General features: G+C 39.9%; 23 protein-coding genes and 2 pseudogenes. 16 read left to right on the forward strand and 9 right to left on the reverse strand.

Annotated elements, in window-relative coordinates; all coding sequences use genetic code 11:
* Positions 1–219: 219 nt before the first annotated feature.
* Positions 220–438: a hypothetical protein gene (locus ACKTT2_RS24215; RefSeq protein ID WP_407891286.1), complete on the forward strand. Its 219-nt coding sequence runs from the start codon at positions 220–222 to the stop codon at positions 436–438.
* Positions 435–1,184: a nucleotidyl transferase AbiEii/AbiGii toxin family protein gene (locus tag ACKTT2_RS24220; protein ID WP_407891288.1), complete on the forward strand. Its 750-nt coding sequence runs from the start codon at positions 435–437 to the stop codon at positions 1,182–1,184. Before ACKTT2_RS24215 ends, ACKTT2_RS24220 begins: the two co-directional genes overlap by 4 nt.
* On the opposite strand, the gene ACKTT2_RS24225 is transcribed toward ACKTT2_RS24220, so the two are convergent.
* On the reverse strand, positions 1,150–1,866 hold the full coding sequence (locus tag ACKTT2_RS24225; protein WP_407891290.1) for a DUF262 domain-containing protein: 717 nt from the start codon (positions 1,864–1,866) through the stop codon (positions 1,150–1,152). The two genes, ACKTT2_RS24220 and ACKTT2_RS24225, sit on opposite strands and share 35 nt — an antisense overlap.
* 409 nt (positions 1,867–2,275) lie before the next feature.
* Here ACKTT2_RS24225 and ACKTT2_RS24230 point away from each other — a divergent pair, with 409 nt between their 5' ends.
* Together ACKTT2_RS24230 and ACKTT2_RS24235 are read left to right on the forward strand one after the other, a co-directional pair.
* Complete coding sequence (locus ACKTT2_RS24230) at positions 2,276–3,172, forward strand: helix-turn-helix transcriptional regulator (RefSeq protein WP_407891292.1); 897 nt, start codon at positions 2,276–2,278, stop codon at positions 3,170–3,172.
* A gap of 129 nt (positions 3,173–3,301) precedes the next feature.
* The gene (locus ACKTT2_RS24235; protein ID WP_407891294.1) at positions 3,302–4,345 is read left to right on the forward strand and encodes an alpha/beta hydrolase; all 1,044 of its coding nucleotides are present in this window, start codon (positions 3,302–3,304) and stop codon (positions 4,343–4,345) included.
* On the opposite strand, the gene ACKTT2_RS24240 is transcribed toward ACKTT2_RS24235, so the two are convergent.
* Positions 4,235–4,798 (reverse strand): porin, encoded by a 564-nt coding sequence (locus ACKTT2_RS24240; RefSeq protein WP_407891377.1) that lies wholly within the window; start codon positions 4,796–4,798, stop codon positions 4,235–4,237. The two genes, ACKTT2_RS24235 and ACKTT2_RS24240, sit on opposite strands and share 111 nt — an antisense overlap.
* Here ACKTT2_RS24240 and ACKTT2_RS24245 point away from each other — a divergent pair.
* Together ACKTT2_RS24245 and ACKTT2_RS24250 are read left to right on the forward strand one after the other, a co-directional pair.
* Positions 4,761–5,204 (forward strand): hypothetical protein, encoded by a 444-nt coding sequence (locus ACKTT2_RS24245; protein WP_407891379.1) that lies wholly within the window; start codon positions 4,761–4,763, stop codon positions 5,202–5,204. The two genes, ACKTT2_RS24240 and ACKTT2_RS24245, sit on opposite strands and share 38 nt — an antisense overlap.
* Positions 5,120–5,548, forward strand: a complete 429-nt coding sequence (locus ACKTT2_RS24250) for a GTP cyclohydrolase, FolE2/MptA family (protein ID WP_407891296.1) — start codon at positions 5,120–5,122, stop codon at positions 5,546–5,548. Before ACKTT2_RS24245 ends, ACKTT2_RS24250 begins: the two co-directional genes overlap by 85 nt.
* 82 nt (positions 5,549–5,630) lie before the next feature.
* On the opposite strand, the gene ACKTT2_RS24255 is transcribed toward ACKTT2_RS24250, so the two are convergent.
* Positions 5,631–6,551, reverse strand: coding sequence for an ABC transporter permease (locus ACKTT2_RS24255; protein WP_407891298.1), 921 nt, complete (start codon positions 6,549–6,551; stop codon positions 5,631–5,633).
* Between the two features lie 281 nt (positions 6,552–6,832).
* Here ACKTT2_RS24255 and ACKTT2_RS24260 point away from each other — a divergent pair, with 281 nt between their 5' ends.
* The 3 genes from ACKTT2_RS24260 (at position 6,833) to ACKTT2_RS24270 (ending at position 10,217) form a co-directional block, all read left to right on the forward strand.
* Positions 6,833–7,909, forward strand: coding sequence for an ABC transporter substrate-binding protein (locus ACKTT2_RS24260; protein WP_407891300.1), 1,077 nt, complete (start codon positions 6,833–6,835; stop codon positions 7,907–7,909).
* A 151-nt stretch (positions 7,910–8,060) separates the two neighbouring features.
* A complete protein-coding gene (locus ACKTT2_RS24265) occupies positions 8,061–8,783 on the forward strand; it encodes an ABC transporter ATP-binding protein (protein WP_407891302.1) in 723 nt (240 codons plus the stop codon).
* An 81-nt stretch (positions 8,784–8,864) separates the two neighbouring features.
* Complete coding sequence (locus ACKTT2_RS24270; RefSeq protein ID WP_407891305.1) at positions 8,865–10,217, forward strand: AAA-like domain-containing protein; 1,353 nt, start codon at positions 8,865–8,867, stop codon at positions 10,215–10,217.
* 99 nt (positions 10,218–10,316) lie between these two features.
* Here ACKTT2_RS24270 and ACKTT2_RS24275 read toward each other — a convergent pair whose 3' ends face one another.
* The 4 genes from ACKTT2_RS24275 to ACKTT2_RS24290 all read right to left on the reverse strand — a co-directional run bounded on the left by ACKTT2_RS24275 (position 10,317) and on the right by ACKTT2_RS24290 (position 13,445).
* Entirely contained in the window at positions 10,317–11,012 is a 696-nt protein-coding gene (locus ACKTT2_RS24275) for a Uma2 family endonuclease (protein WP_407891307.1), read from the reverse strand.
* A 246-nt stretch (positions 11,013–11,258) separates the two neighbouring features.
* Positions 11,259–12,263: a hypothetical protein gene (locus ACKTT2_RS24280; RefSeq protein WP_407891309.1), complete on the reverse strand. Its 1,005-nt coding sequence runs from the start codon at positions 12,261–12,263 to the stop codon at positions 11,259–11,261.
* Between the two features lie 125 nt (positions 12,264–12,388).
* Positions 12,389–12,589, reverse strand: a complete 201-nt coding sequence (locus ACKTT2_RS24285) for a dihydrofolate reductase (RefSeq protein ID WP_407891373.1) — start codon at positions 12,587–12,589, stop codon at positions 12,389–12,391.
* Positions 12,590–12,740: 151 nt separating this feature from the next.
* Entirely contained in the window at positions 12,741–13,445 is a 705-nt protein-coding gene (locus ACKTT2_RS24290) for a Uma2 family endonuclease (protein WP_407891311.1), read from the reverse strand.
* 181 nt (positions 13,446–13,626) lie between these two features.
* Between ACKTT2_RS24290 and ACKTT2_RS24295 the strand changes: the two genes are divergently transcribed.
* From ACKTT2_RS24295 to ACKTT2_RS24305, 3 genes are all read left to right on the forward strand, one after another.
* The gene (locus ACKTT2_RS24295) at positions 13,627–17,094 is read left to right on the forward strand and encodes an ATP-binding protein (RefSeq protein ID WP_407891313.1); all 3,468 of its coding nucleotides are present in this window, start codon (positions 13,627–13,629) and stop codon (positions 17,092–17,094) included.
* 45 nt (positions 17,095–17,139) lie between these two features.
* Complete coding sequence (locus ACKTT2_RS24300; RefSeq protein ID WP_407891315.1) at positions 17,140–19,398, forward strand: GAF domain-containing sensor histidine kinase; 2,259 nt, start codon at positions 17,140–17,142, stop codon at positions 19,396–19,398.
* Between the two features lie 260 nt (positions 19,399–19,658).
* Positions 19,659–19,763 (forward strand): AAA-like domain-containing protein, encoded by a 105-nt coding sequence (locus ACKTT2_RS24305; RefSeq protein ID WP_407891317.1) that lies wholly within the window; start codon positions 19,659–19,661, stop codon positions 19,761–19,763.
* Here the strand turns inward: ACKTT2_RS24305 and ACKTT2_RS24310 are convergent.
* Complete coding sequence (locus ACKTT2_RS24310) at positions 19,717–19,854, reverse strand: hypothetical protein (RefSeq protein WP_407891381.1); 138 nt, start codon at positions 19,852–19,854, stop codon at positions 19,717–19,719. The two genes, ACKTT2_RS24305 and ACKTT2_RS24310, sit on opposite strands and share 47 nt — an antisense overlap.
* Positions 19,855–20,210: 356 nt before the next feature.
* On the opposite strand from ACKTT2_RS24310, the pseudogene ACKTT2_RS24315 reads away from it, so the two are divergent.
* From ACKTT2_RS24315 to ACKTT2_RS24330, 4 genes and pseudogenes are all read left to right on the forward strand, one after another.
* A pseudogene (locus ACKTT2_RS24315) lies at positions 20,211–21,557 on the forward strand (IS110 family RNA-guided transposase); the annotation flags it as partial.
* A gap of 164 nt (positions 21,558–21,721) precedes the next feature.
* Positions 21,722–21,817, forward strand: a pseudogene (locus ACKTT2_RS24320) (hypothetical protein); the annotation flags it as partial.
* Positions 21,818–21,820: 3 nt separating this feature from the next.
* Positions 21,821–21,979, forward strand: coding sequence for a hypothetical protein (locus tag ACKTT2_RS24325; protein WP_407891319.1), 159 nt, complete (start codon positions 21,821–21,823; stop codon positions 21,977–21,979).
* A 142-nt stretch (positions 21,980–22,121) separates the two neighbouring features.
* Entirely contained in the window at positions 22,122–22,388 is a 267-nt protein-coding gene (locus tag ACKTT2_RS24330; RefSeq protein ID WP_407891321.1) for a hypothetical protein, read from the forward strand.
* 249 nt (positions 22,389–22,637) lie between these two features.
* On the opposite strand, the gene ACKTT2_RS24335 is transcribed toward ACKTT2_RS24330, so the two are convergent.
* The gene (locus ACKTT2_RS24335) at positions 22,638–23,054 is read right to left on the reverse strand and encodes a globin family protein (RefSeq protein WP_407891323.1); all 417 of its coding nucleotides are present in this window, start codon (positions 23,052–23,054) and stop codon (positions 22,638–22,640) included.
* Positions 23,055–23,250: the final 196 nt, after the last annotated feature.

Here is a 23,250-nt window from a genome sequence, read left to right on the forward strand (position 1 = left end):
CTCCTATACCGTACAGTCAATTTACAACCATTGGCAAAGTAAAAGATGCTTTTGGTCTACAAACGATTGAAGGGGGACGCTTTTTACCTCCCACTGAACTCATTCAACCATCTTCTAGTTTGAGAGGGTTAGTAATTTTGCCAAATTATGTAAACTGATTATAGCAATTCCCACTTTCGTGAGGAACAGGAAAAGAAAATTAACCGCCGATGAACGCTGATGGACGCTGATAAATTTATTTCTAAAAAATTACCTTTTTTGGAAGCAATTTGCTGGCAAACAGAGAATGTTTATCAGTTCACTCCAGAGGAAATGCTGAGCCGCTACGAACGCGGATGGAGATATCGAGAGATATTTAATAACCTTGAGGGTGAAGAACTGAATTTTCTTAGGGAACTTGCAGAACGTTATCACTCTTGGCTACTAGTTGAGCTATGAAATTTAAGTACGATTACCATAACAAAATTTTAACGATTCTTGAGAGCTTGAATGCTGAAGTACTTCAGAAAAGTTTTGCTTACTTTGGTGGCGGAACCGTTATTACTTTGGATAATGAAGAGTATCGTTGGAGTAAAGATATTGATTTTATCTGTTCGATTTCTTCTTCTGGCTATAGATACCTTCGTACAATAATATTTGAAGCTGGTTACAGTGCTTTATTTCGCGACCTCAATCGAATTCAACTCGGACGTAGTACAACAGATCAATACGGTATCCGAATGGTAATTAATGTAGAAGGTATGCCTATCAAAACTGAGATTATTGCAGAAGCTCGTTTTGAACTGGATTTACCTAGATATCCAGATTGGTCACCAGTTGCTTGTTTAAGCTTAAATGATTGCTTTACTGCCAAATTACTTGCAAATAGCGATCGCTTTATGGATGATAGCGTTCAATCGAGAGACCTAATAGATTTAGCTGTTCTCCGGCTGCAATCTCCACTTCCAAAAGCAGCTATTGAGAAAGCAGAAAAAGCATATGAGGTCATGCGTCCTTTGAAAGCAGCAGTGCAGCGTTTTCAAGACAGGACAGATTATAGAGAAAAATGTTTTTCAGGTTTGCGTATTGATGACTCTCAAATACCAAAACTTATTGATGGCATCGACTTTTTAGCGAGTGATGTAAGCTTGAACATTACACAGAGAACTTTTAAAGAGCAACATGATGTTTTTCAGAATACGTGAATGCGATCGATAGATTGAAACCGTTTTTATTGAAAGAGTTTAGAGTAACTTTATTTTGAATGATTTCAATATCGTCCATTTTTTCTTCTAACTTTGATGGACTAATTATATTTCTTACTGCTTTTAGCAAAGTTAGATATGCGTAATTAATCTTTTGATGAGAATCTCGTGAAGGAGATGGATTTATTCCACGAATAAGTTCCCTATAAAAGGAATGATCTACTCTTGATAGTGTCATAACTTCGACAGAGTTTACCTTTCGTTGAACTTCTTGTCGAAACTCTATAAATCTTTCAGAAAGCTCTTTAATCCGTCCCTCCAGAATAAATTCATTATTTGAATCTCTTAAATTCTTAGCTTCTTCCAACAACTCCTTATATATCTTAATTAAACAAGACATTAATAATGTGAAAGTTGACATCCTTTGTTGTCCATCAATAATTTCATATTCGTGTTGGTTAACGGCTCCTGCAACAGGATACCTAACACAGAGAACTCCTCCAAAAAAATGATTAATAGGTATATGTGACTTTCTTCTTTCAAAGCAGTTTTTTAAATCTTTAATAAAATCATCAACAGATTCAGCTTCCCATGCATAAGCTCTTTGATACTTAGGAATAAAAAACATCGGCCTGTATTCAAAAATTTTTCCCACAGAGGTGTATGCAGGTTCCATTTTCATATAAGTTACGCCTCTATTAACTTTATTGTGTAGTTTACACCAATATTATATATAAAAAAAATTATACTAACTAAAGCACAGTCAACTCGACTCTATAAACATATTAAAAATCGGGATGCTAGCTTTCATTCATGGTAAGTTGCAGCATTAGATGACCTATGCGTAAGCTTAATAGATATTACTTCAGATTTGTCAACCATAAATGAAAAGTCCAGACTATACAGCAAAATACTTAAGTAAAGCCTTTGCAGATAACTCTTCTAAACAAGTACATAGGTACTATAGAAGTATTGTATTCGGTATTTGCAAACCTATTGTTGCTTACATATTAATACTACCTAATACAAAATCGATCTACTTATATGTACGATATAAAAATATAAAAATCACCTAAAATAAAACCTGCACTATGCAGTTGCATAGCAATATTAATTTAATCGATCCAAAAACTGGTCAACGTTTTCCATCTGCACCAGACCAATCTGTGGTTCTGTCAAGCGTTCAAGCAGGATGGCGCACTCATTTGACTCTCGAAGTCCAGCGATTGAATCCTATGGAACTACCAGAACATTATATCGAAGGTCATCGATTGATTATTAATTTGGGAAACTCGGTGCGTTTTGGCTGGCGAACAGGTGGACAAACCCATGAAGCTATCCTCCCTCCTGGAGGATTTTGCTTGCAATCTAATGGTGAAACGAATGCTCCCTTTTGGCAGGATGAAATGACGGTAGCTGCAATTGCTATCAAGCCTGCGTTTATTGAAACTATCCTTGAAGATCGGACGCCGGATGCTATTGATACCTTTGCAGAACGACGGTGTATCGGAGATGAACTGGCTTACAACTATGCTAGAGCGCTAGCTTCCGAACTTGCCACACCAGGAGAACCTCTCTACGCAGAAACACTATCACTGGCTTTTACGCTACATTTATTAAACAGTCATAGCCGCAAAGCCAAAAAACCCTTAAGCCCGAAAGGTAAATTGTCTGCAACACAACTATGTGATGCGATCGCAATAGCCCGAACCCAACTAGGTGCAGAGCTAACCCTAAATACACTAGCAGATGCAGCCCAAGTTTCTGAATTTCATTTTTCCCGCTTGTTCAAGAAAACCACAGGCATGGCACCCCATCAGTTTGTCCTGCGCCTGCGACTCGAACGAGCACAAGCACTCATCAAAACGGGTCAAATACCCCTGTCAGAAGTTGCGGTTGCCGTCGGATTTTTCGACCAAGCACACTTTACAAATGTCTTTAAACGTGCTTTCGGCATGACTCCACGAGCTTTTGCTAAAGGGCTTTAAAAACTGAGCAAGATTTTCCAATTTTTTCTCGGCTCCCTCCTGCAATTATTTAGCTATCGGCAAACAACAAAGCCGACTTGAGCCATAAATCCAAAAATCAAAAACCAGAAAATCTTAGGAAAAACAGCCATGCTTTCAGTTAAAAAATTTGCCTTAACAACACTCACACTGGCTTCTGTTAGTTTGTTGACTCTGCCCCAAATTAGCAATGCCTCACGGCAAAAAATTGGAGAATCTCTCATGCCCACTGTTACCGAAACTGCTACAACAAATAATATTACTGTCCGGAAAGTCCAGTTTCTCAGCCAGGGTACAAAAGTGGTAGGTAATCTCTATCTTCCTACAACTATTACTCAAGGAGCAAAGCCTGCCGTTGTTGTGGTTGGTCCTCAGTCAAGCGTAAAAGAACAAGTGCCTGCAGTCTATGCTCTTCGATTAGCCTCGGAAGGATTTATTGCCTTAACTTTCGACCATCGTACCTTTGGTGAAAGTTCAGGTGTACCGCGCCAGTTTGAAAACCCAGAAATGAAAGTTCAGGACATTCTCAACGCAGTCACATTTTTGCGAACATTACCTGAAGTTAAGCAAAACTCCGTGGGTTTACTGGGTGTTTGTTCGGGTGGTGGATACTCCGCCAAAGCAGCTGCAATGGATAAATCGATTAATGCCCTTGTGACTGTGGCAGGTTTTTATCACGATCCCCAAGTGATGCGTCAATGGCTCGGCGACAACTATGAAGCACGTGTCAAAATGGGAAGAGAAGCACGTATTAAGTATGAAAAAACTGGTCAAGTTGATTACATGACAAATGTTGACCCAAAAAACCAAAACGTGGCAATGCCCGGTCAGGAAGCTTATGATTATTACGGCACATCGCGTGGTTCTCAGTCTGGTTGGGTCAATCGTTCAGCAGTGATGTTCTTTGAGCCTTTCTTACAATTTAATGCCATTAACGCAGGTCGAGATATTAAAGCTCCTACTTTAGTCATTCACTCAGATACAGCTTTAGTTCCAGATGGTGCGCGTCGCTTCTTTAATAGCATCCCAACCAAGCAGAAAAATCTACACTGGATGACTACAGAAAATCACATTGCATTTTACGATCGACCAGAGGTTGTGGAAAAAGCAGCAAGTAAGGCAACAGAATGGCTCAAACAAACGTTGGGTGTTTAAATACCGAGCAAATCTGCTACCTTTACTTCCAGTTACATTAACATCCGGGTCGTCAGCGTAGTAGTGACCATAAGTAAAAGCGATCGCTAACTTATCAGATGGAGTATAAGTGACCTGAGCTAAGGCAGTATATTGACCACCAAAGAGTCCTTCAAGTGGATTGCTACCACTCGTGGTTAAATAACTAACACCAGTGGCAATTTTATCGGTGAAGTTATAGTAAATTACTGCACCCGTGCCAAAAGCAAATGAGTAGATAGGACTTTCAGCACCAAAATTGGAAATAGAAGAAACAGGATTAAGGGCAGGAAAAATGCGAGTGGGAAAGTCAGCAACAGATGCGATCGCTACTTTCCCACGTTTGCCTCCGATTGGAAACTCATAAAATAACGAACCTATAGCGCTTCTCGGTTGGGTGCAGTTATCAGTAACCTTAGAGTTAGTAGAAGTCATAGATGCACCACTCACACCTACCACCGATCGCTTACCAGTTGCTACTGATTTAGTAGAGCCAAGAGACTCAGAAGATAGCGAGCAATTACAACGCAAGAGCCATCGAGTAGAGCTAGTTACTGAAGAAGATGATTGGTCAGAGAGAGCGCTGCAGGAGTACCAAACTTCTTGTAATAATGTAAAAGCAGAAAATAATTTAAAAGCCTCAGCCACACAGAGCCAACTCACAATTCCTAGCGCTCGCCCGCCGCTAGAGAATCTAGCCTACACCAACCGCCCCCCGATTGAAAAACTCACCTACACTCAAATTAGTCAACCAGGATGCTTTATCCGCACCAAAGCACCTATAAGCATACGCTACAAGCAGCAGACAAACTCTCTGTTGACAGCGTATTCTCACCGTTAATCACTCATTCTCAACGGTGTCGAACTACTATTAATATTCTTAATTTACCTGTTGGTAAGACACTTCCAATTAAGTCTTTACTTGAAGCTCTAGATCTGAGCATTGTCAGAGTACAAAACACCCTCCTTAGAGAATATGAGTTGCTGATGGTATATCAAGCTCACAAAAAACCTCAATTTATTGAGGATGTTGTCAGGGAAGTTGCCTTTAGAGTTAGTCAGGTCATTAAAGATGATTTTCAGCAAAGCTATATTCGAGCTTCTTCCGAGAGTATGGAGTCTATCCACGACTTTGATATACAGGCTGAGCTAGAAGACTCTGTTGAAAATTTGGTTCAGCAATAAGAGAAGTAGGCAAAGTGACACCCATGAAATCACATGCATAGCACAATTGACAAAAACAGAATTATGTGTGTCTGAAAAAATTTCAGTTCTCATCTTTAACGGCGCTTTCATGCCACTTACTTAATATAACGTCAGATATGGCACTCAAGCTGACAAAAATGAGTACACCCAACCCAGTCGTCAAAAATAATGCGGCAAACATCCGGGGAATCTGTAAGTTGTAGCTGGATATGAGAATGCGGTAAGCTATCCCAGACTTGGCTCCACCAGTACCAGCGACAAATTCGGCAACAACTGCTCCAATGAGTGCTAAACCACCGCTGATTTTTAAACCTCCTAAGAAGTAGGGCATGGCACTGGGTAAGCGAAGATACAGCAGTGTTTGCCAACGGGAAGCTTTGTACAGTTGAAATAGATTGAGCAAGTTACTGTCAATACTGTTCAGTCCTAAGGTAGTGTTGGAGACTATGGGGAAAAAAGCGACTATCCAAGCACAGACGATTAAGGCAACAAAGGTGTTATTTTTGAACCAGAGGATGATTAGGGGTGCGATCGCTACTATTGGAGTCGTCTGTAAAATGACTGCATAAGGAAATAAACTTTTCTCAATCCATTTGCTTTGGGTAAACAAAATTGCAATGAGTAATCCAGAAATGATAGACGCTATAAACGCCACAACTGTGATTTGCAGTGTAATCAATAGTGAAGCAAAAAGCTCATGACCGTCAGTTATTAAGGTTTTGAACACTAATATTGGACTGGGAAGTATATAAGGAGGTAAATGCGTTACCTGCACTAAAATTTCCCATAGAACGATGGCTAAAATACCAACTACGACTGGTGCTAAAACCTCAGCATTAATTAATTTCTGGGGAATTTTTTGTAGTTGGAGGCGACGGATAGACGGCATTCTAAAAGACCCTTCACAAAGTAAATATTCCAAACGATCGCACAAAGCTCTTGGTTTGTAACCAAACATCTTCAGAATTTTGTTCTGGTGCATTAGGTGTGGTTTTTAGACTTCAGCATGGTACTTCGTTGACTTGCAATGCACCGTATGATAAGATGGTGGACTTTTAATCAAAGCTAACACTTGTTCGTGTTTACTCTTGAGTTTGCCCAACCGATTTGAGGCGACTGGCGTCGCTAAGAACGCCAAGAGTAAAAGAACAAGCATTAAGTGCAAGTTTACTCCATAATTGAATTTATTTGGTACAAATGAGAGAAACATCGCACAAATTTAAAGCTTTAAACTTTGATGAATGAACCAGAGAATCTTTACTTATGACTATTAATCGGCGCAGATTGCTCAAATACAGCATTATACTTACGAGTACAGGTATTCTTGCGACTTGCTCTAATAAAGATACAACTGCTTTTTTGGACAACTCTTCTCCAAAGAGTAGTCCCAACTCAAAAGCTGTTTTGGAGCCTAACCGTAAGCTCGATAAAGTGACTTTTGGTACAAACTGGTATGCTCAAGCTGAGCATGGTGGGTTTTACCAGGCAGTAGCGACTGGCATATACAATAGCTATGGGTTGGATGTCACCATCAAAATGGGAGGACCGCAAGTCAACGGAACTCAATTGTTGGTGGGAGGTGCGATCGATTTTTTAATGAGTAACTCAATGGAGGCTATTAAAGCCGTTGAACAGGAAATTCCCGCAGTCGCCGTAGCCGCCATCTTTCAAAAATCTCCCGTAGTCTTGATTGCTCACCCAAATGTTGGAAATGACTCACTGGAGAAGTTGAAGGGAAAACCTATCTTTGTTTCTGCTGCTGCTAACACAACATACTGGAATTTCCTGAAAACAAACTATGGCTTTACTGATGAGCAAAAGCGTCCCTATAACTTCAATCCAGCACCGTTTTTAGTTGACCAAAATTCGGCTCAACAGGGTTACTTAACCTCTGAACCGTACACGATTGAGACTAAAGGCGGATTTAAGCCTACGATCTTCTTACTAGCTGACGCTGGTTATTCTCCTTATGACACTACCATCGAAACAACCCAAAAACTTGTAGAAACAAACCCTAGCTTGGTTCAACGGTTTGTAGATGCTTCAATTAAAGGTTGGTATGACTATCTGAAAAATCCTACTCCTGCCAACGAATTGATTAAAAAAGATAATCCAGATATGACTGACGAGCTACTTGCTTATGGCTTGAAAAAGCTCAAGGAGTATGGCATTATCATATCTGGTGATGCTGAAACAAAAGGCATTGGTGTCATGACCGATAAAAGTTGGAAAAAGTTTTTTGATAGTATGGTGAAGGACGGCTTAGTTAAGAACGGTACCCCCTATCAAAAAGCATATACTCTAAAATTTATTGGTAACGGTTCACAAGTTCAGAAATAAATGGTGACGTCTTTCATTTGATTTCCTTTCCAACTATTACTAATAGTTGCATATAAAGCACGCGTTGTTGTATGCAGCTATTGAGCTATTGCTGAAAATCCTAAGATATATGACGAATACAAGTAGCTCTAATATAATTACACTGAATCATGTGAGCAAGGTCTATGTCAACGGTACCGTTGCCTTACAAGATTTAAATCTCAAGATATCAAAGTCTCAGTTTGTGAGTATAGTTGGCCCGTCTGGGTGTGGGAAAAGCACAGTGTTGCGTCTGATTGCCGGACTGGGACGGGTGAGTTCTGGAAGTATTGACTGGAGTACTAGCCAGCCAGGACGAAAACTTGCATTTGTCTTTCAAGACTCAGCACTTATGCCTTGGGCGAATGTTAGAGAAAATGTAAGTTTACCGCTGAAGTTGGCCCGAATGCCTAAGAAACATGCAATGATACTGGCGCAACAAGCACTGGCGTTGGTGGATTTAGAGGGTTGTGAAACAAGCTATCCTCGCGAATTATCGGGTGGAATGAAAATGCGGGTATCAATTGCTAGGGCATTAGTTACTCAGCCTAATATTTTATTAATGGATGAGCCATTTGGGGCATTAGATGAAATCACTCGCAGCAAACTTAACAGCGATTTACTAGATTTGTGGTACCAGCACCGTTGGACAGTAGTTTTTGTCACACATAACATTTACGAAGCAGTGTACTTATCCAATCGAGTACTTGTGATGGGGACAAGCCCGGGACGTATAGTCGCTGATGTCAAGATTGATGCACCGTATCCCCGTAATGAAGGGTTTCGGATGTCCTCAGCGTACAATGAATACTGCCGCCTTGTCTTTGAACATTTAGCAGCAGGAGTTGAGAAGTAATTTGGTAAAAAATATTGATTCTTTTGTCTGTTCATGGTATTATTAACGACAAGAGAATCTATCTAGCAAGTTGCTGCTTGAATGAAAAACATTGAAAAACTTGTTGAATTTGCACTCCAACTAGTTGCTACAGAAACAGGGTTTTCGCTTAGCTATATTCAAAAGGTAATCCTGCGAGAATCTCTACTTGAGAACAAGAAAACTTATGCTAAACTTGCTGAAGAAAATAAGTACTCAGAAAGCTATATTAAGTTTACAGTTGCGCCCAGACTATGGCAGTTGCTTTCAGTTGCGCTCGGTGAAAAAGTTAATAAGACGAATCTCCCGACACTGCTAGAACAGCGCTTAGAAAACAACGCCTTGGGGGATAATTTTCAAACGGCACAGACAACAGCAATACCGACAGCAGGCAAGAATTGCTCGCGCTACGTTTTAGAATCTCCAGAAGGACAGGTTCCCCTTGCTTCCTCTTTGTACATTGAGCGCTCGCCTATCGAACAAACCTGTTATCAAGAAATTCTCCAACCTCGTGCCTTCATTCGCATCAAAGCACCTCGGAAGATGGGGAAGACTTCCCTCATCGCACGAATTCTCGATTATGGCAGCACTCAGAATTACCACATTGTCAGACTCAGCTTATATCATGCCGGAACACAGGTGTTTGCTTCAAGCGATCGCTTCTTGCGCTGGTTCTGTACAAATGTTACTGGGCAATTGGGTTTGGAATCGAGATTAAATGACTACTGGGACGAGGATATGGGAGCTTTGATTAACAGCACGATTTATTTTCAGGGCTATCTCCTCAAAGAACTTTCTTACCCTATTATTTTAGCAGTAGATGGTATCGACCAATTATTTGAGTACCCAGAAGTCGCTAGTGATTTTTTTGTCCTGTTGCGTTCTTGGTATGAGGAAACAAAAGACATTTCAGTATGGCAGAAGTTACGACTTGTAATGGCTCATACCGTTGAAGTTTACATTCCCTTACCCACCCATCGCTCTCCGTTTAATGTGGGATTGGCGATCTCCCTACCGACTTTTAACCAAGAACAGGTGCAAGATTTAGCCCTTCGTCACGGACTTCAACTCACGACGTCTGAACTCGAGCAGTTAATGAAGCTGACTGGTGGATTTCCGTATTTAATTCGGCTTTCCCTATATCAAATGACTCAATTAAAATTTTCCGTGCAAACGCTACTACAAGATGCTACGAGGAATAGTGGAATCTATCAACAACATCTTCAGTCGCAGTTGTGGAACCTTCAACAGCATCCTAAATTAACTGATGCCTTTCAACAGGTGTTAACGGCTCCAACTCAGTTAGAGATTGAGGTAGCGTTTAAACTAAAAAGTTTAGGTTTAGTGGATGTCATCGAAAATCAAGCAATTGTTAGCTGTGAGCTATATCGAGAGTGTTTCCGCAATTATTTTTAGTTGTAAAGTTATAGCTGATATAATTATATATTTAGCGATCTTTACATAGTTGGGTTTTTTCGCGCCGACTGACTTATTGGTTCAATTGTTGCTCGAAAACTAAATCCGATCGGGGTCAATATTCAACTCGCGTAATTTGGCAGCTAGTTTTTCAGCCCGTTGTGCTTCGGCTTGTGCTTGCTGTTGAGCTATTTTGACCTGTTCATGAGGTGTTGGATAGCGCTGTTGGTGTTCGTCGTACCAATAGAGCCACTCACGGGTAATTCCGCCATAACTTCCACGAGCACAGCCAATTCCTAACCCTATTTCTGGCATCCAAACTGGGTTTCCCTGCTGTAATACGTACTCACCGTTGACTAGTTTATGTACTTCTAAGCGAGGTTTGCGACGGCGGCGCGATGAGTAAATGACATAGTAGAGTACGCCTAGGGTTGCATACTCATCTTTTTTGGCACTGTATTCTTTACGGTAAGTTTGGGATACGACTTCTAAAGCTAGAATTGGGACGACATTTTCATCCCAAAGTGCATAACTCGGACGTAATTCTTCATCATAAAATCTTTCGACACCCAAACTGAGAAATCCATCTGGTACGATTGGCGGTTCATCTGGGTGACTGTAAATCCCCATGTCAATGCCGAAAAACCAGTCCATCCGCTCTGACCAAAGCATCAGCAGGGTGGCTTTTAACAGTCCTGGTAATAATTCTTGCAGTTCGTTATCCACAGGTGTTTCGTCCGAGTCGGGCAGTTCTTCTGCCGAAGGTAGGTATCGCGGCAATTTGTAATCTAGCATGGCGGAGGAGCAAGTTTGGTTTGAGGTTCTAAAATTATTTTAGATGGTTTAATTGCCATTCCATATTAACTCTCTCATTTCCCCAAGATTTGCCCGCATCTAGCTTTATTGTCCGCCTCCTGGTGAAAGTTCATAATTCTTTGCCAATTTACAAAACTGGTCTTCAGAGAATGTTTTAAAAGTCATGAATTCATCTCACGTTGTCTAGTTATATTATGGCCATTTGGGTATGTCCATTGTATGCTCCTACAGCCAGAAGCTAGCGGGGTCAATCATAACATCGCTTTGCGCTCGCCTTGAATCTCTGAAGAAAGCCGAACCAAGTTTTTGATCTAAAATGTGGGTTGCCAGTAATCTGAGTGCTTGGGGTTCGTCGTCAAAAATCGACTCAGCATAGACGATCCGATCTTCTCGTTCTGCTGCATCGCCCTGAAATTCGTTGAACACATGCTCAAAATATTGAGTGACAACCTCACCGTGTCGTGCTTGATGAGCGCTACAAATCACTACATAGGGAGATTGCCATTTCTCCTGAGATAGTAATTTTTTTATCTTCTCATTTATCAGTTCTAGTTCTGCTACTGCTGCTGAATTCACCCATCCTATAATTTTGGGACTCACCAAGCGGACATAGTTGTTTAGCCGATCGCTATTGATATATTTTTCGGCTAAAACTTGATTGATGTATTTTATTGAATCTGTAAGAAGTACTTTCTGATTTTCAACGATATTTTGAGACCAATTTTCTTCATTCAGACTTCTTAATGTTTCTTGTAATAAGTTGGAGCGTTCCACCAAAAAATCCCTAAGAGAATCTGTGATTTTCTGACCTTCAAAGGATTGTAAAGTCCCATAAAGAGTCAGGGGGTGATGCTCAATAGCCTTGAGTTGGTGATAAATAGTAGGGATAAATTGTTGTTCTTCCCTCTTACCGTTGTGGTATAGGATTAGCTTTTTCATTGTAAAGACTAGTACCGTTGAACCTCCTGGTTTTCCGAATGTAGAGGTGATTTCAGCAACTAGTCTGTCATGGTCTTGGTGAAATTTTTGGTTGACCTCTGCCAATACCCCACTTTTCGGCTCAAATGTAAATTGTTTTTCTTCGACTGCTTGGCTACGGTCTTCGGATAATTTTTGGTTAATTTTTCCCGTTATACTGCTCGCCGGAGAAAGTTCCTGGGCTATTGCCCAACTTATATTTCCCACAAAGATGGTGATAACAGCAAATAATACGAAACAAGAAGTTGCCAAAATTTTGTAAAATTTATGCCTATAACATTGATTGATTATCATTAGCAATTCTTATCCTAGACTAATTCAAAAAGTTTAGGGTTATTCTATCAAAAACAATTGGAAGGGGAAATTTAGCAGACAAGTTACGCTAAGTACTTAGAGCGTTGCCTACCTGTCGCTGGTTCATAAACCACAAAGGAATAATCATAAGGATTGAGGGTATCTTTTGTATGAGTGATGCGGCTTACTTCTTGCCAGTGAGCTTTATCGATTTCTGGGAAAAAAGTGTCTCCTGAAAATTCCCTGTGAATTTCTGTAATAATTAATTGGTCAACTAAAGCGATGTGCGATCGCCAAACCTAGCAACATACTTCGCCGACGCTTCAGGCACAATCTTTCTGTATTATTCAGTTGTTTAGGGCATCAAGTTTTTCTTGTCCATAAGAGTTTTTTCTTTGTTTGTTATTGTTAACTGCATAGCTTTACTGGGATATATTAATGAGTTGATTTAGGTTCTATCTTCAACAATTGCCCAACAAAATTTTGATGCTCCACCGTAGCTAGTCCCTGCTGCAACACTGTCAACACCCGTGCTAAGTCCCCAGATAGCAGAGCATCTTTCGCTAGCCACAAGCCCGGAAAAATTTCGGAACAGAAAATTCCCTCAGAGTTAGCGTCTAAAGGAATATATTTACCTTCGTGCAGGCAAAACCAGTCGAAGGCGGCATCATACACTCGCCAAATCAAATATTCCCGTACTTGGTTGCGGCGATAGACTTTGAGTTTTTCATGTACATCAATAGAGGCACTACTGGCAGCGATTTCCACAATTAATTCCGGTGCTCCTTCCACATAACCGTCTACACTAATAGTTGACTGTCCGGCCACGGCGATTCGCAGCAAGGCATCGGGTTGGGGTTCGTTGTCAGCATCTAAGCGGACGGTTGGGTTATCCCCCAGCTGTACGCCTGGGGTTGCTGCCCAATAAGCTCCTAACCATGTCATGATGCGAGCATGGGGGTCTCCATGTTGCACGATTCGTACAGGGGATGCCATGTAAACGATTCCTTCAATCAACTCGGCTTTTTTAACCTGGGGCATTGCCTCATAGCGTTGCTCAAATTCAGCGCGGGTCACTTTGTCACCGCTTTCGAGGGGCAAAATGCTCAACAGAGGTATCATGGGACTGGAGCGTGTCATAGGGTTGCTCTTGAAACTAGCGAGTATTTACTCATGATTTTATGGAGCTTGCACAGGGGAATAAAACTTGAATTAGCCAATTCAACTCAGCCTTCATAGGTGTTTCGTCCGAGTCGGGCAGTTCTTCTGCCGAAGGTATATATTGCGGCAATTTGGACTCTAGCATGGCGGAGGATCGAGTTTGGTTTGGGGTTCTAAAATTATTTTAGATGGTTTAATTGCTAAATTTACCATTATGCTTACAATCCCCAATTATCGAATTATTCAACAACTTTACGCTGGTTCCCGCAGCCAGGTGTATCGAGCTATATCTGCGTCCAACGAACAAAGCGTAATTCTTAAACTCCCCTGTTCTGAGTATCCCACCCTAGAGCATCTGGCACAATTTCGTCATCAGTATACTATTGCTAAAAATCTCAACTTCTCTGGAATAATCAAACATCTAAGCTGGGAAAATTACCGGAATATTTATCTATTAGTTTTAGAAGATTTTGGAGGTATTTCCCTATCCGATTATATCCGGACTAACAATCGGATAGAAAACGCTTCTATTCCCTACACTTTCAACTTAAATGAATTTCTACACATTGCCATTCAGATTGTTCGGGTTCTAGAAGCCATACACCAAAATGGCGTTATTCATAAAGATATTAAACCCCAGAATATTTTAATTAACCCAGAAACTCAAGAAATAAAAATTACTGATTTTTGTATTTCATCCCTTTTACCTAGAGAAAAACCAGAAATTATCAACCCTAATGTGTTTCAAGGAACTACTCCTTATATGTCCCCAGAACCAACAGGACGCATGAATCGCTTAATTGACTATCGTACTGATTTTTATTCTCTAGGTGTTACTTTTTACGAATTACTAACCGGACAACTACCCTTCCAAAGTCATGAGGCAATGGAGTTAGTTCATTGTCACATTGCTAGAATGCCAATTTCTCCAATAGTCATTAATCCAGCCATAGGAAATGTTTTAAATGATATCGTCATGAAATTGATGGCAAAAACACCTGAAGAACGCTATCAAACTGATTTTGTACTGCGGATAGATTTAGAAAAATGTCGAGAAAAGCTTTTAGAGAAAGGTAAGATCGCTCACTTCAAATTAGCTCAAAATGATATTAACTCGCGCTTTATCATTCCAGAAAAACTTTACGGTAGAGAAACTGAAGTAGCCACCCTGTTAGCTGCTTTTGCTCGAGTATCAGCGAGAGAAGACGCGGAGATAGAAGCAACTCATCAATCTTCTAGCTTAGTGACTTGTAGCACTCTTCAAAATCCCAAATCTCAAATCAAGTTGATGTTAGTGGCAGGATTTTCAGGCATTGGAAAAACTGCAGTCGTTAATGAAATCCACAAAGCAATAGTTCGTCAAAGGGGTTATTTCATTAAAGGAAAATTTGACCAATTTCAGCGCGTTCTCCCCTTTTCAGCTTGGTTACAAGCATTACAGAATTTAATGCGTCAATTATTTGCTGAAGACTCTCTTCAAGTCGAGACTTGGAAAGCCAAAATATTAACAGCTTTGGGTACACAAGCTAAAGTTTTGATTGATGTTATTCCTGAATTAGAACTTTTAATTGGTCGGCAACCTGATGCATCAGAATTGCCAGAAAACGTGGGACAAAATCGCTTCTATTTGCTCTTTCACAAATTTCTTCAGGTGTTTGCTACAAAAGAGCATCCCTTAGTGATTTTTTTAGATGACTTGCAGTGGGCAGATACAGCTTCTCTGAAGTTAATGGAATTGTTAATGAGTGAAAAAAATACCAGCTATTTATTACTAATTTGTGCATATCGGGATAACGAAGTTTCTGCAACCCATCCTTTAATGCTGACTATGGATGAACTTAAAAAAAATAATGCTAGAGTTAACAAAATTAGCCTGAATCCTCTAAAGAAATCCTCTTTGAATTCTTTAATCGCTGATACGTTAAATTGTTCCAAGAAAGTAGTAGAGCCTTTAACAACAGTGGTATTTAATAAAACTCATGGTAATCCTTACTTTACAACTCAATTACTCAAATCTCTTCACGAACAAGCCTTAATTTACTTGATCTATAAAAGAAATAAGGGAATCTGGCAATATAATCTTACCGAAATTAAAACGCTTTATACCAGTGATAATGTTCTCGAGTTTATGGCAACTCAGTTGCAGAAGCTACCAGTGAATACCCTGGAAATTTTAAAAATAGCAGCTTGCATTGGTAACTCTTTTGATTTGAATACTTTAGCAATTGCCTCTGAGCGATCGCCAGATGAAATAGCTGCTGCATTGATGAGTGCATTACAAGAAAGCTTGGTCATTTCTCAAAGCAAAAATTACTTTTTCAAGGATGATGAAATCTTACACTTAAAAAGTAAAAAATTACAACAAATACATTATAAATTTGGTCACGACCGAGTGCAACAAGCTGCATATCTTTTAATTCCAGAAGCTCAAAAGCAGTCAATGCACTTAAAAATTGGTCAATTACTTTTAACTAACATTCCACAAGAGGAACGAGAAAAAAGAATTTTTGATGTTGTCAATCAGTTAAATTATGGGTGGGAATTCCTGAAAAATCAAACCGCTCGAGATGAACTAGCTCAATTAAATTTAATTGCTGGACGTAAAGCTTTAGCTTCTACTGCTTATACTGCTGCTTTGAAATATTTTCAGATTGGCAAGAAACTTTTGGCAGCAGACAGTTGGCTTCATTTATATGACTTAACTTTGGCATTGTATGAGTCAGCAGCAGAAGCAGCATACCTCTCTGGTGACTTTGCAGAAACATCTGATTTGGTAGAGATAGTGCTGGAAAACGCTAAGACGGTGCTGGACAAAATGAAAGTCTATGAAGTTAAGATTAAAAATTATCAAAGTCAGAATAAACCACTAGTAGCGATTAAAATTGCCTTAAGTGCATTAGAACTTTTGGGAATAAATCTTCCCGAACAACCAAGTCAGTTAGATATTCAGTATGGATTGGAGGAAATGAGGTCAAACTTGGCTCTTCAGAAAGTTGAGGAATTAATTGATTTACCCGAAATGACAGATATTGAAAAGCTAGCTGCTATGCGGATATTTTCAATTATTACCTCTTCTCTGTTTAGTACCAATATTGAACTATTATCACTGATTGTCTTCAAACAAGTCCATTTATCAATTCAATATGGGAATGGTTTAGAGTCTGCGATCGCCTATATTAATTATGGATTAATACTCTGCGGCAGCTTAGAAGAAATTGATACTGGTTATCGATTTGGTCAACTTGCTTTAAATCTGTTAGATAGGTTAAAAAATCAAACACTCAAAACAAAAGTTATTTTTTATGCAAATGCGTGGATAAAACATTGGAAAGAGCATCTTAAAGAGACCTTAAATAATTTTTTAGATGCTTACACTCATGGGTTAGAAACTGGAGATTTACAATTTACTGCTCTTTCTGCTTACTTATACTGCAACACCTTGTTTTTTAGTGGTAAGGAACTATCACAAGTTCGGCGGGAGATAGCTAAATACAGTGAAGTTCTCACTCAGATGAAACAAAAAGCAACTTTAGAGAAGCTGCAAATATATGAGTATACTGCGATCGCATTAACTGAGATAAATGAACAAGACGAGCGAAAAAAATTGACGGGCGATCGCCAAATCTAAATTAATCATAAAACTGCATCTTGCCAAGTCTATTGCAGTCAGCTTATGTTAAATTATTTGTTTAATAATTATGCTAAAGCCCTTGAAAAGGCGGAAAATGCTGAAAAATATTTAGCTGGTGTAACATCTACAATAATTGTTCCGATTTTTTATTTTTACGATTCTCTAACTAGGCTGGCGGTGTATTTTGATAGTTCAGAAGACGAACAAAAAAGTCATCTGGAAAAGGTAGAAGCTAATCTGAAAAAAATGCAGACGTGGGCACATCATGCTCCTATGAATTATTTGCATAAATTTAATCTAGTGCAAGCAGAGTACTATCGAGTTATTGGTGAAAATGTTCTGGCGATGGAATATTATGACAAAGCTATTGCCGAAGCTAAAGATCGGGAGTTCTTAAATGAAGAAGCTCTTGCTAACGAACTAGCTGCTAAATTTTATCTAGCATGGGGAAAAGAAAAAATTGCCAAAGTTTACCTGACTGAAGCTTATTATGCTTACTTTCACTGGAGTGCATTAGCCAAAGTAAAAGATTTAGAAAGTCGTTATCCAGATTTACTGGCTCACATTCAACTTGGTGAACAGACTAAATCTGATGCCAATGGCAAAGTTAGTAAAATAAATACAGGTAATGCTATTTCTAATTCAACAGAAGGTTCAGAAGCTTTAGACTTAGCAGCGGTGATTACAGCTTCTCAAGCTATCTCAAAAGAAATCAATTTAGAAAACTTGCTTTCTACTTTAATGCAAGTCGCTATCGAAAATGCCGGAGCTTCTAAAGGCGCACTTGTCTTGTACGAGCAGGGTCATTTAACTTTAGAGGCGATCGCTCTTTTAGAACCAGGGAAGCAGACACAAAAAATTATAGTAAATTTGCTGCCATCAGTAGCGATTACCCCAGAAGAAATACCCACTAGCATCATTAACTATGTAGCACATACCCAAGAAATTCTATTAGTTGACGATCTGACAACTGAAACAAATTTTACTAATGATGCGTATATCATTCAACAGCAGCCAAAATCAGTTTTATGTATTCCTATCCTGAATCAAGGCAAACTCATTGGCATCCTTTATCTAGAAAATAATCTAACAGTAAAAGCTTTTATGCCCAACAGAGTGGAAATATTAAATTTACTATCATCTCAAGTTGCAATTTCGATTGAAAATGCCCGAATTTACAATAAATTAGAGCAAAAAGTTAAAGAACGTACTGCCGAATTAGAGATAGCTAAACAAGAATCTGAAGCAGCTAACCATGCGAAAAGCTCTTTTATTGCTAACATGAGCCACGAATTAAGAACGCCTCTGAACGTAATCTTAGGGTTTTCTAACTTAATGAGAAGTAATACCAGCTTATCGGCAGAAGAACAAGACAATCTTAGTATTATTAATCGCAATGGAGAACATTTGTTGAATCTAATTAACCAAGTGCTCGATCTCTCCAAAATTGAATCGGGAAAAATGACGCTTAATGAAAGTAATTTTGACCTTTACTACTTACTATCTGATGTAGAAAATATCTTTGATTTTAAAGCTAAAAAGCAAGGGTTACAGCTATTATTTAAGTATGCTGAAGATGTTCCTCAATATATTTGTACAGATCAACTGAAATTGAGGCAAGTGCTAATTAATTTACTGAATAATGCCATTAAATTTACTCAGAAAGGAACTGTATCTGTCAATGTAAAATTGAATGCGTTAGAGATAGGGTCTACAACATCTCCAGGTTCCCAGTGCCAAATTCTCTTTGAAGTTTCAGATACAGGTCTTGGTATTGCTCCTCACGAACTAGCAAAATTATTCAAACCTTTTGGACAAACTTCCTCAAGCCAACAAGTCCAAGAAGGAACAGGATTGGGATTAACTATCAGCCATCAGTTCATTAATTTAATGGGTGGTAAAATAACTGTAATCAGTGGTAGTAAATCTTTTACACCAGATTTAGAAAAATTGGCGATCGCTTCCCAAGAGCAATTCAATTATGAGAGAACCGCTTTACCTACCTTTAACACGACATTCATATTTGACATTAGACCCAAAGTTATTGATAGCGCTCAAGTTGAAAATCAATCTCAAACCGTTCGCATTATTGGTTTAGCGCCCAATCAACCACATTATCGAATGTTAATTGTTGATGATGAAGTCTCTGAAATTGAGGCGAAATTTAAAGCCTTGGGCTATGAAGATGAAGACATCAAGATGTTCTGGAACATGAGTGATGTTAACAAAGATAGTACCCTGTCGATGGAGGAATTTATTCAGAACTTCTCGCAATTCTTAGTGTTGTCATCTCGGAGTTAATTGTCTTAAGCACAGACAGATATACTTTTTACTGCTGTCATTATCGGAAAATAATAATCGAAGCCAAATTCTGAGACTTTGATTTAATCCAGGTTTAAGGCTTTATTTTCTAATAGAAACTAAAATTTCTATACAAAAAGTGGAAAATAAAGCCCCGTAACCGTTTGGGCGATTTGGATTCTCCCAAAGTGACAAAAGAGAGTTAATCTCCAATCCAAAACCCGTTAATCCCCATTGCTCCTTATTCCTAAGAGATTGAGGTGGCGTTTAAGTTAAAAAGTTTAGGGTTAGTGCATATAATCGAAAATCAAGCAACTGTTAGCTGTGAGCTATATCGAGAGTACTTCCACAATTATTTTTCTTAATTGTTGAGCACAGTTTGCGCTCGGACAATCTATCTTCCACAGGCTCAACCTCCAACTTTTGATAGAACTCACTCACATCTTCTTGAGCCATTGCTTGTGCTGGAGAAAGAGGTAGGATTTTGATTGGGAAATTGCTTATGGACCTGAGTACGATGTAAGCCCCTAACGGGTGCGATTTGCCCCCGTTAAGCATGAAAGAAACACACGAGAGCCACAGAGGTGGAAGTAGTAGGGTTATACTATATATTGTGTCCCGAAAAGAAAACCGTAATTTTCAGTGGTGCTAAAAGCGCCCGAACGTAAGCCTGGTTCTAGGTGCTGCGATTAAGACATTGGTGAAGTGGCGTGAGTCGCTATCCCGTGCGCGGAGATTGAATGATTGTATCCACCTAGATCGGGGCACATATTTTTCTTAATTATTAAATGCGAGTGTAAGGGGGAAAAGAGATGCTACCAACTAAGCCCCAACTCCAGACGGAAAGTTTGCAAAGCTTAAAGCAAATCAACCTGAATGCAGCAGGAATCGATATAGGTGCCGATAATCACTGGGTGAGCGTTCCGGCTGACCGTGATACACAGTGTGTGCGTCGTTTTGGATGTTTCACTGCAGAACTTTATGCTTTAGCTGATTGGCTGGCTAAATGTGGCGTGAACACCGTGGCTATGGAATCAACGGGAGTTTACTGGATACCAGTGTTTCAAATTTTGGAGGCACGAGGTTTTGAAGTCAAACTGGTAAATGCTCATTACGTCAAAACTGTACCTGGTCGCAAAAGTGATGTTCTTGATTGTCAATGGCTACAGCAGTTGCATACCTATGGTCTATTATCTGGGTCATTTCGTCCTGACGACCAAATTTGTGTGTTGCGTAGCTATATCCGCCAACGAGATAACTTGATTCGTAGTAGTACAACTCATGTGCTTCGTATGCAGAAAGCTTTGACGGAAATGAATATACAGTTGCATCGAGTCATCACTGACATTACAGGCACTACAGGTTTAACAATTATCCGCGCTATTATTGCTGGTGAGCATAATCCACAAAAGTTAGCAAGCCTTAAAGACTGTCGTATCAAAAGCAGTACTGAGCAGATTGCTGCTGCCTTGACTGGAGACTATCGTGCCGAACAACTGTTCATTCTCCAACAAGAGTTGCACCTGTGGGAAGTCTATCAGTCTCAGATAGCTAGCTGTGATGAAAAAATTGAGCAGTGTCTGGCTGCATTTGATTCTAAAGTGGATGTGTCCGCAAAACCCCTATCAAAACCTAAGCAACGAGGCATAAAGCCCCGTGGCAATTCTCCTGCTTTTGACTTGCGTACCCATCTCTATCGCATTAGTGGTGTCGATTTTACCCGCATTGATGGTTTTGGAGTATTAACGGTGCAAGCTATCTTATCTGAGGTAGGGTTAGATCCAAGTCGCTTTCCAACAGTCAAGCATTTTACTTCTTGGCTTGGTCTGTGTCCTGGGTCTCGGATTACTGGCGGTAAGGTGAAAAGTTCTCAAACTCGCCCTGTGATTAATCGAGCAGCTCGCGCATTCCGGATGGCGGCTCAATCTTTACGCAACAGTCGCACTGCCTTGGGCGCTTTCTATCGACGGTTACGAGCGCGTTGCGGTACTCCCAAAGCTATTACAGCTACAGCTCATAAACTGGCAAGAATTTTCTACTACCTGTGGACAACTGGCGGCGAGTATGCCGATCCCGGAGTGGACTACTACGAACAAAAATATCACGAACGTATGGTGAACCAACTCAAGAAAAAGGCTCAATCTCTTGGCTTTGAACTTGTAGCACCGCCCTCTGTGACTGAGTGTGTTTCTTTCATGCTTAACGGGGGCAAATCGCACCCGTTAGGGGCTTACGTCGAACTCAGGTCGGATTAAATACGGAAAGCCACCAGTGAGCTTCATTAACTGCTCGAGTTCAGGTCTGGAAGAGTAATGGCACATTCCTGACTCATCTAATTGGACATAGTGCTGGAGTTAAGGGATTAGCGTTCGCTCCTGACGGCAAAACTCTGGCTTCGGCTTCTGAGGACAAAACGGTAATTTTGTGGAATTTAGAGCAGTCTGTAGAGTTGGATAAGGTAGTTGCAGTGGGTTGCGATTGGGTGCGGGATTATCTGCTCACTAATGTCGAAGTGAAGGAGGAGAATAGACATTTGTGCCGCAATGCGCTGCGGCTTTCAGCAGATCGCTCTCCCCAATAGGCATCTCTAGCAACTTCCAATTTGAACGGGTCACTTATTTTCGCCAGCCCGGTCTAAGTCTGGGTGCAAAAGGGGGAGCAACCAGGGCAAACGTATCTAAATTTGTCTTGACAAAAATTTTAATTCATGCATAAACAAAAAAATGAGAATTTATCGTTTGCTACCACCGTTTCTGTCGCGCAAATATTCCCAAATCCGCCGAATTTCAGTTCGGAATTCTTGGCGGTCAAGGGCTGCTTGCTGTCTGTCTTGGGCTGCTTGCGCTCAATCCTGCTCTGCTTGTATGGCTAGAATATCAACACGATTGGTTACTTCAGCAACATTGGTAGTTAGTGCGTCTACTCTTTGGTTTACTGCGGCTACATTCTCGGTAAGTTACTGGATGTTGTTATGTTCTATCTCTGCTTGAAGATGATGATGCATTTCAGCAATGCTCAATAAGTCTTGGAACTGGTCGAGTGTTATTTATTCCCAATATTTGTTTTGTAAGCTGCGGGTATTTTTGAATATAATGAAGTGTATTTTTCATTTTGGTAGACGGGTCAAAATTCCATTCTACCATTTTTTTGACACCAAGTTAATATTTCGGACATGCTGTATATGTCTTTGATATGCTTGAGTAATTTGTCTTCAAAAAGGTCGATAAGTCTCCTTAGAACTAAGAATATACTTCGTCTGCACCTTTTAACATTACATGAGCAATTGCTCCGAAGGCATCTGTCCAGGCTTGCTTGACTTCAGGAGTCCAATCTTGCTGAAGATACTGCTCAAACGTTGTTAGCAGTGCTTGCCCAACTAGGGGGTAATGTTCGGGAGCGGTTCCATATCTGACGTGCTTGGCTCCTAGAGTTTTGAGAGCTTCTTCTAAAACCTCTGACTTCCGAAGATTTTGTACTACCAAGACTAGAGCCGCTAACAGATGTTTGCGTTGCTCGACCATATTAGTCTTGGCAAATAACGGCTTTGCTTCTGGGTGAGCTGTAAACAGGTTTTCGTAGAAACTAGCTACAAAGTCCTCAGCGCGAGGTTTTATTTGAGCGAAACTTTGCTCTAATAGTTCAACATTTAAAGACATAGTTTTTTCCTAACGTAATTTTTTATACAAAACCCTAATGAATGTTGGCGAAGTTCTGGACACTGTAGAAGAAACTCTACTCTTTGGGAGTTTCTTTTGCAAGAGTTGGCTTAACATTTTTCCTGTGATTTGGACATAATATATCAAACCTTATCAGGTTTTAAAAATAAAGCTATTCTTTTTTAAAATCAACCTA

The sequence above is a fragment of the Scytonema hankhaensis NUACC26 genome (genome assembly GCF_045865695.1).
Taxonomy (GTDB): domain Bacteria; phylum Cyanobacteriota; class Cyanobacteriia; order Cyanobacteriales; family Nostocaceae; genus Scytonema.

Excerpts from the sequence above, each read along its gene's own strand:
- ACKTT2_RS24290 (WP_407891311.1), bottom strand. The coding sequence starts at position 13,445 with ATGACACGCTCCAGTCCCATGATACCTCTGTTGAGCATTTTGCCCCTC.
- ACKTT2_RS24250 (WP_407891296.1), top strand. The coding sequence starts at position 5,120 with ATGCTTTATCCGCACCAAAGCACCTATAAGCATACGCTACAAGCAGCA.
- ACKTT2_RS24330 (WP_407891321.1), top strand. The coding sequence starts at position 22,122 with ATGAGAATTTATCGTTTGCTACCACCGTTTCTGTCGCGCAAATATTCC.
- ACKTT2_RS24215 (WP_407891286.1), top strand. The coding sequence starts at position 220 with ATGGACGCTGATAAATTTATTTCTAAAAAATTACCTTTTTTGGAAGCA.
- ACKTT2_RS24225 (WP_407891290.1), bottom strand. The coding sequence starts at position 1,866 with ATGAAAATGGAACCTGCATACACCTCTGTGGGAAAAATTTTTGAATAC.
- ACKTT2_RS24235 (WP_407891294.1), top strand. The coding sequence starts at position 3,302 with ATGCTTTCAGTTAAAAAATTTGCCTTAACAACACTCACACTGGCTTCT.
- ACKTT2_RS24230 (WP_407891292.1), top strand. The coding sequence starts at position 2,276 with ATGCAGTTGCATAGCAATATTAATTTAATCGATCCAAAAACTGGTCAA.
- ACKTT2_RS24260 (WP_407891300.1), top strand. The coding sequence starts at position 6,833 with ATGACTATTAATCGGCGCAGATTGCTCAAATACAGCATTATACTTACG.
- ACKTT2_RS24255 (WP_407891298.1), bottom strand. The coding sequence starts at position 6,551 with ATGCACCAGAACAAAATTCTGAAGATGTTTGGTTACAAACCAAGAGCT.
- ACKTT2_RS24240 (WP_407891377.1), bottom strand. The coding sequence starts at position 4,798 with ATGACTTCTACTAACTCTAAGGTTACTGATAACTGCACCCAACCGAGA.
- ACKTT2_RS24270 (WP_407891305.1), top strand. The coding sequence starts at position 8,865 with ATGAAAAACATTGAAAAACTTGTTGAATTTGCACTCCAACTAGTTGCT.
- ACKTT2_RS24220 (WP_407891288.1), top strand. The coding sequence starts at position 435 with ATGAAATTTAAGTACGATTACCATAACAAAATTTTAACGATTCTTGAG.
- ACKTT2_RS24300 (WP_407891315.1), top strand. The coding sequence starts at position 17,140 with ATGTTAAATTATTTGTTTAATAATTATGCTAAAGCCCTTGAAAAGGCG.
- ACKTT2_RS24310 (WP_407891381.1), bottom strand. The coding sequence starts at position 19,854 with ATGGCTCAAGAAGATGTGAGTGAGTTCTATCAAAAGTTGGAGGTTGAG.
- ACKTT2_RS24335 (WP_407891323.1), bottom strand. The coding sequence starts at position 23,054 with ATGTCTTTAAATGTTGAACTATTAGAGCAAAGTTTCGCTCAAATAAAA.
- ACKTT2_RS24275 (WP_407891307.1), bottom strand. The coding sequence starts at position 11,012 with ATGCTAGATTACAAATTGCCGCGATACCTACCTTCGGCAGAAGAACTG.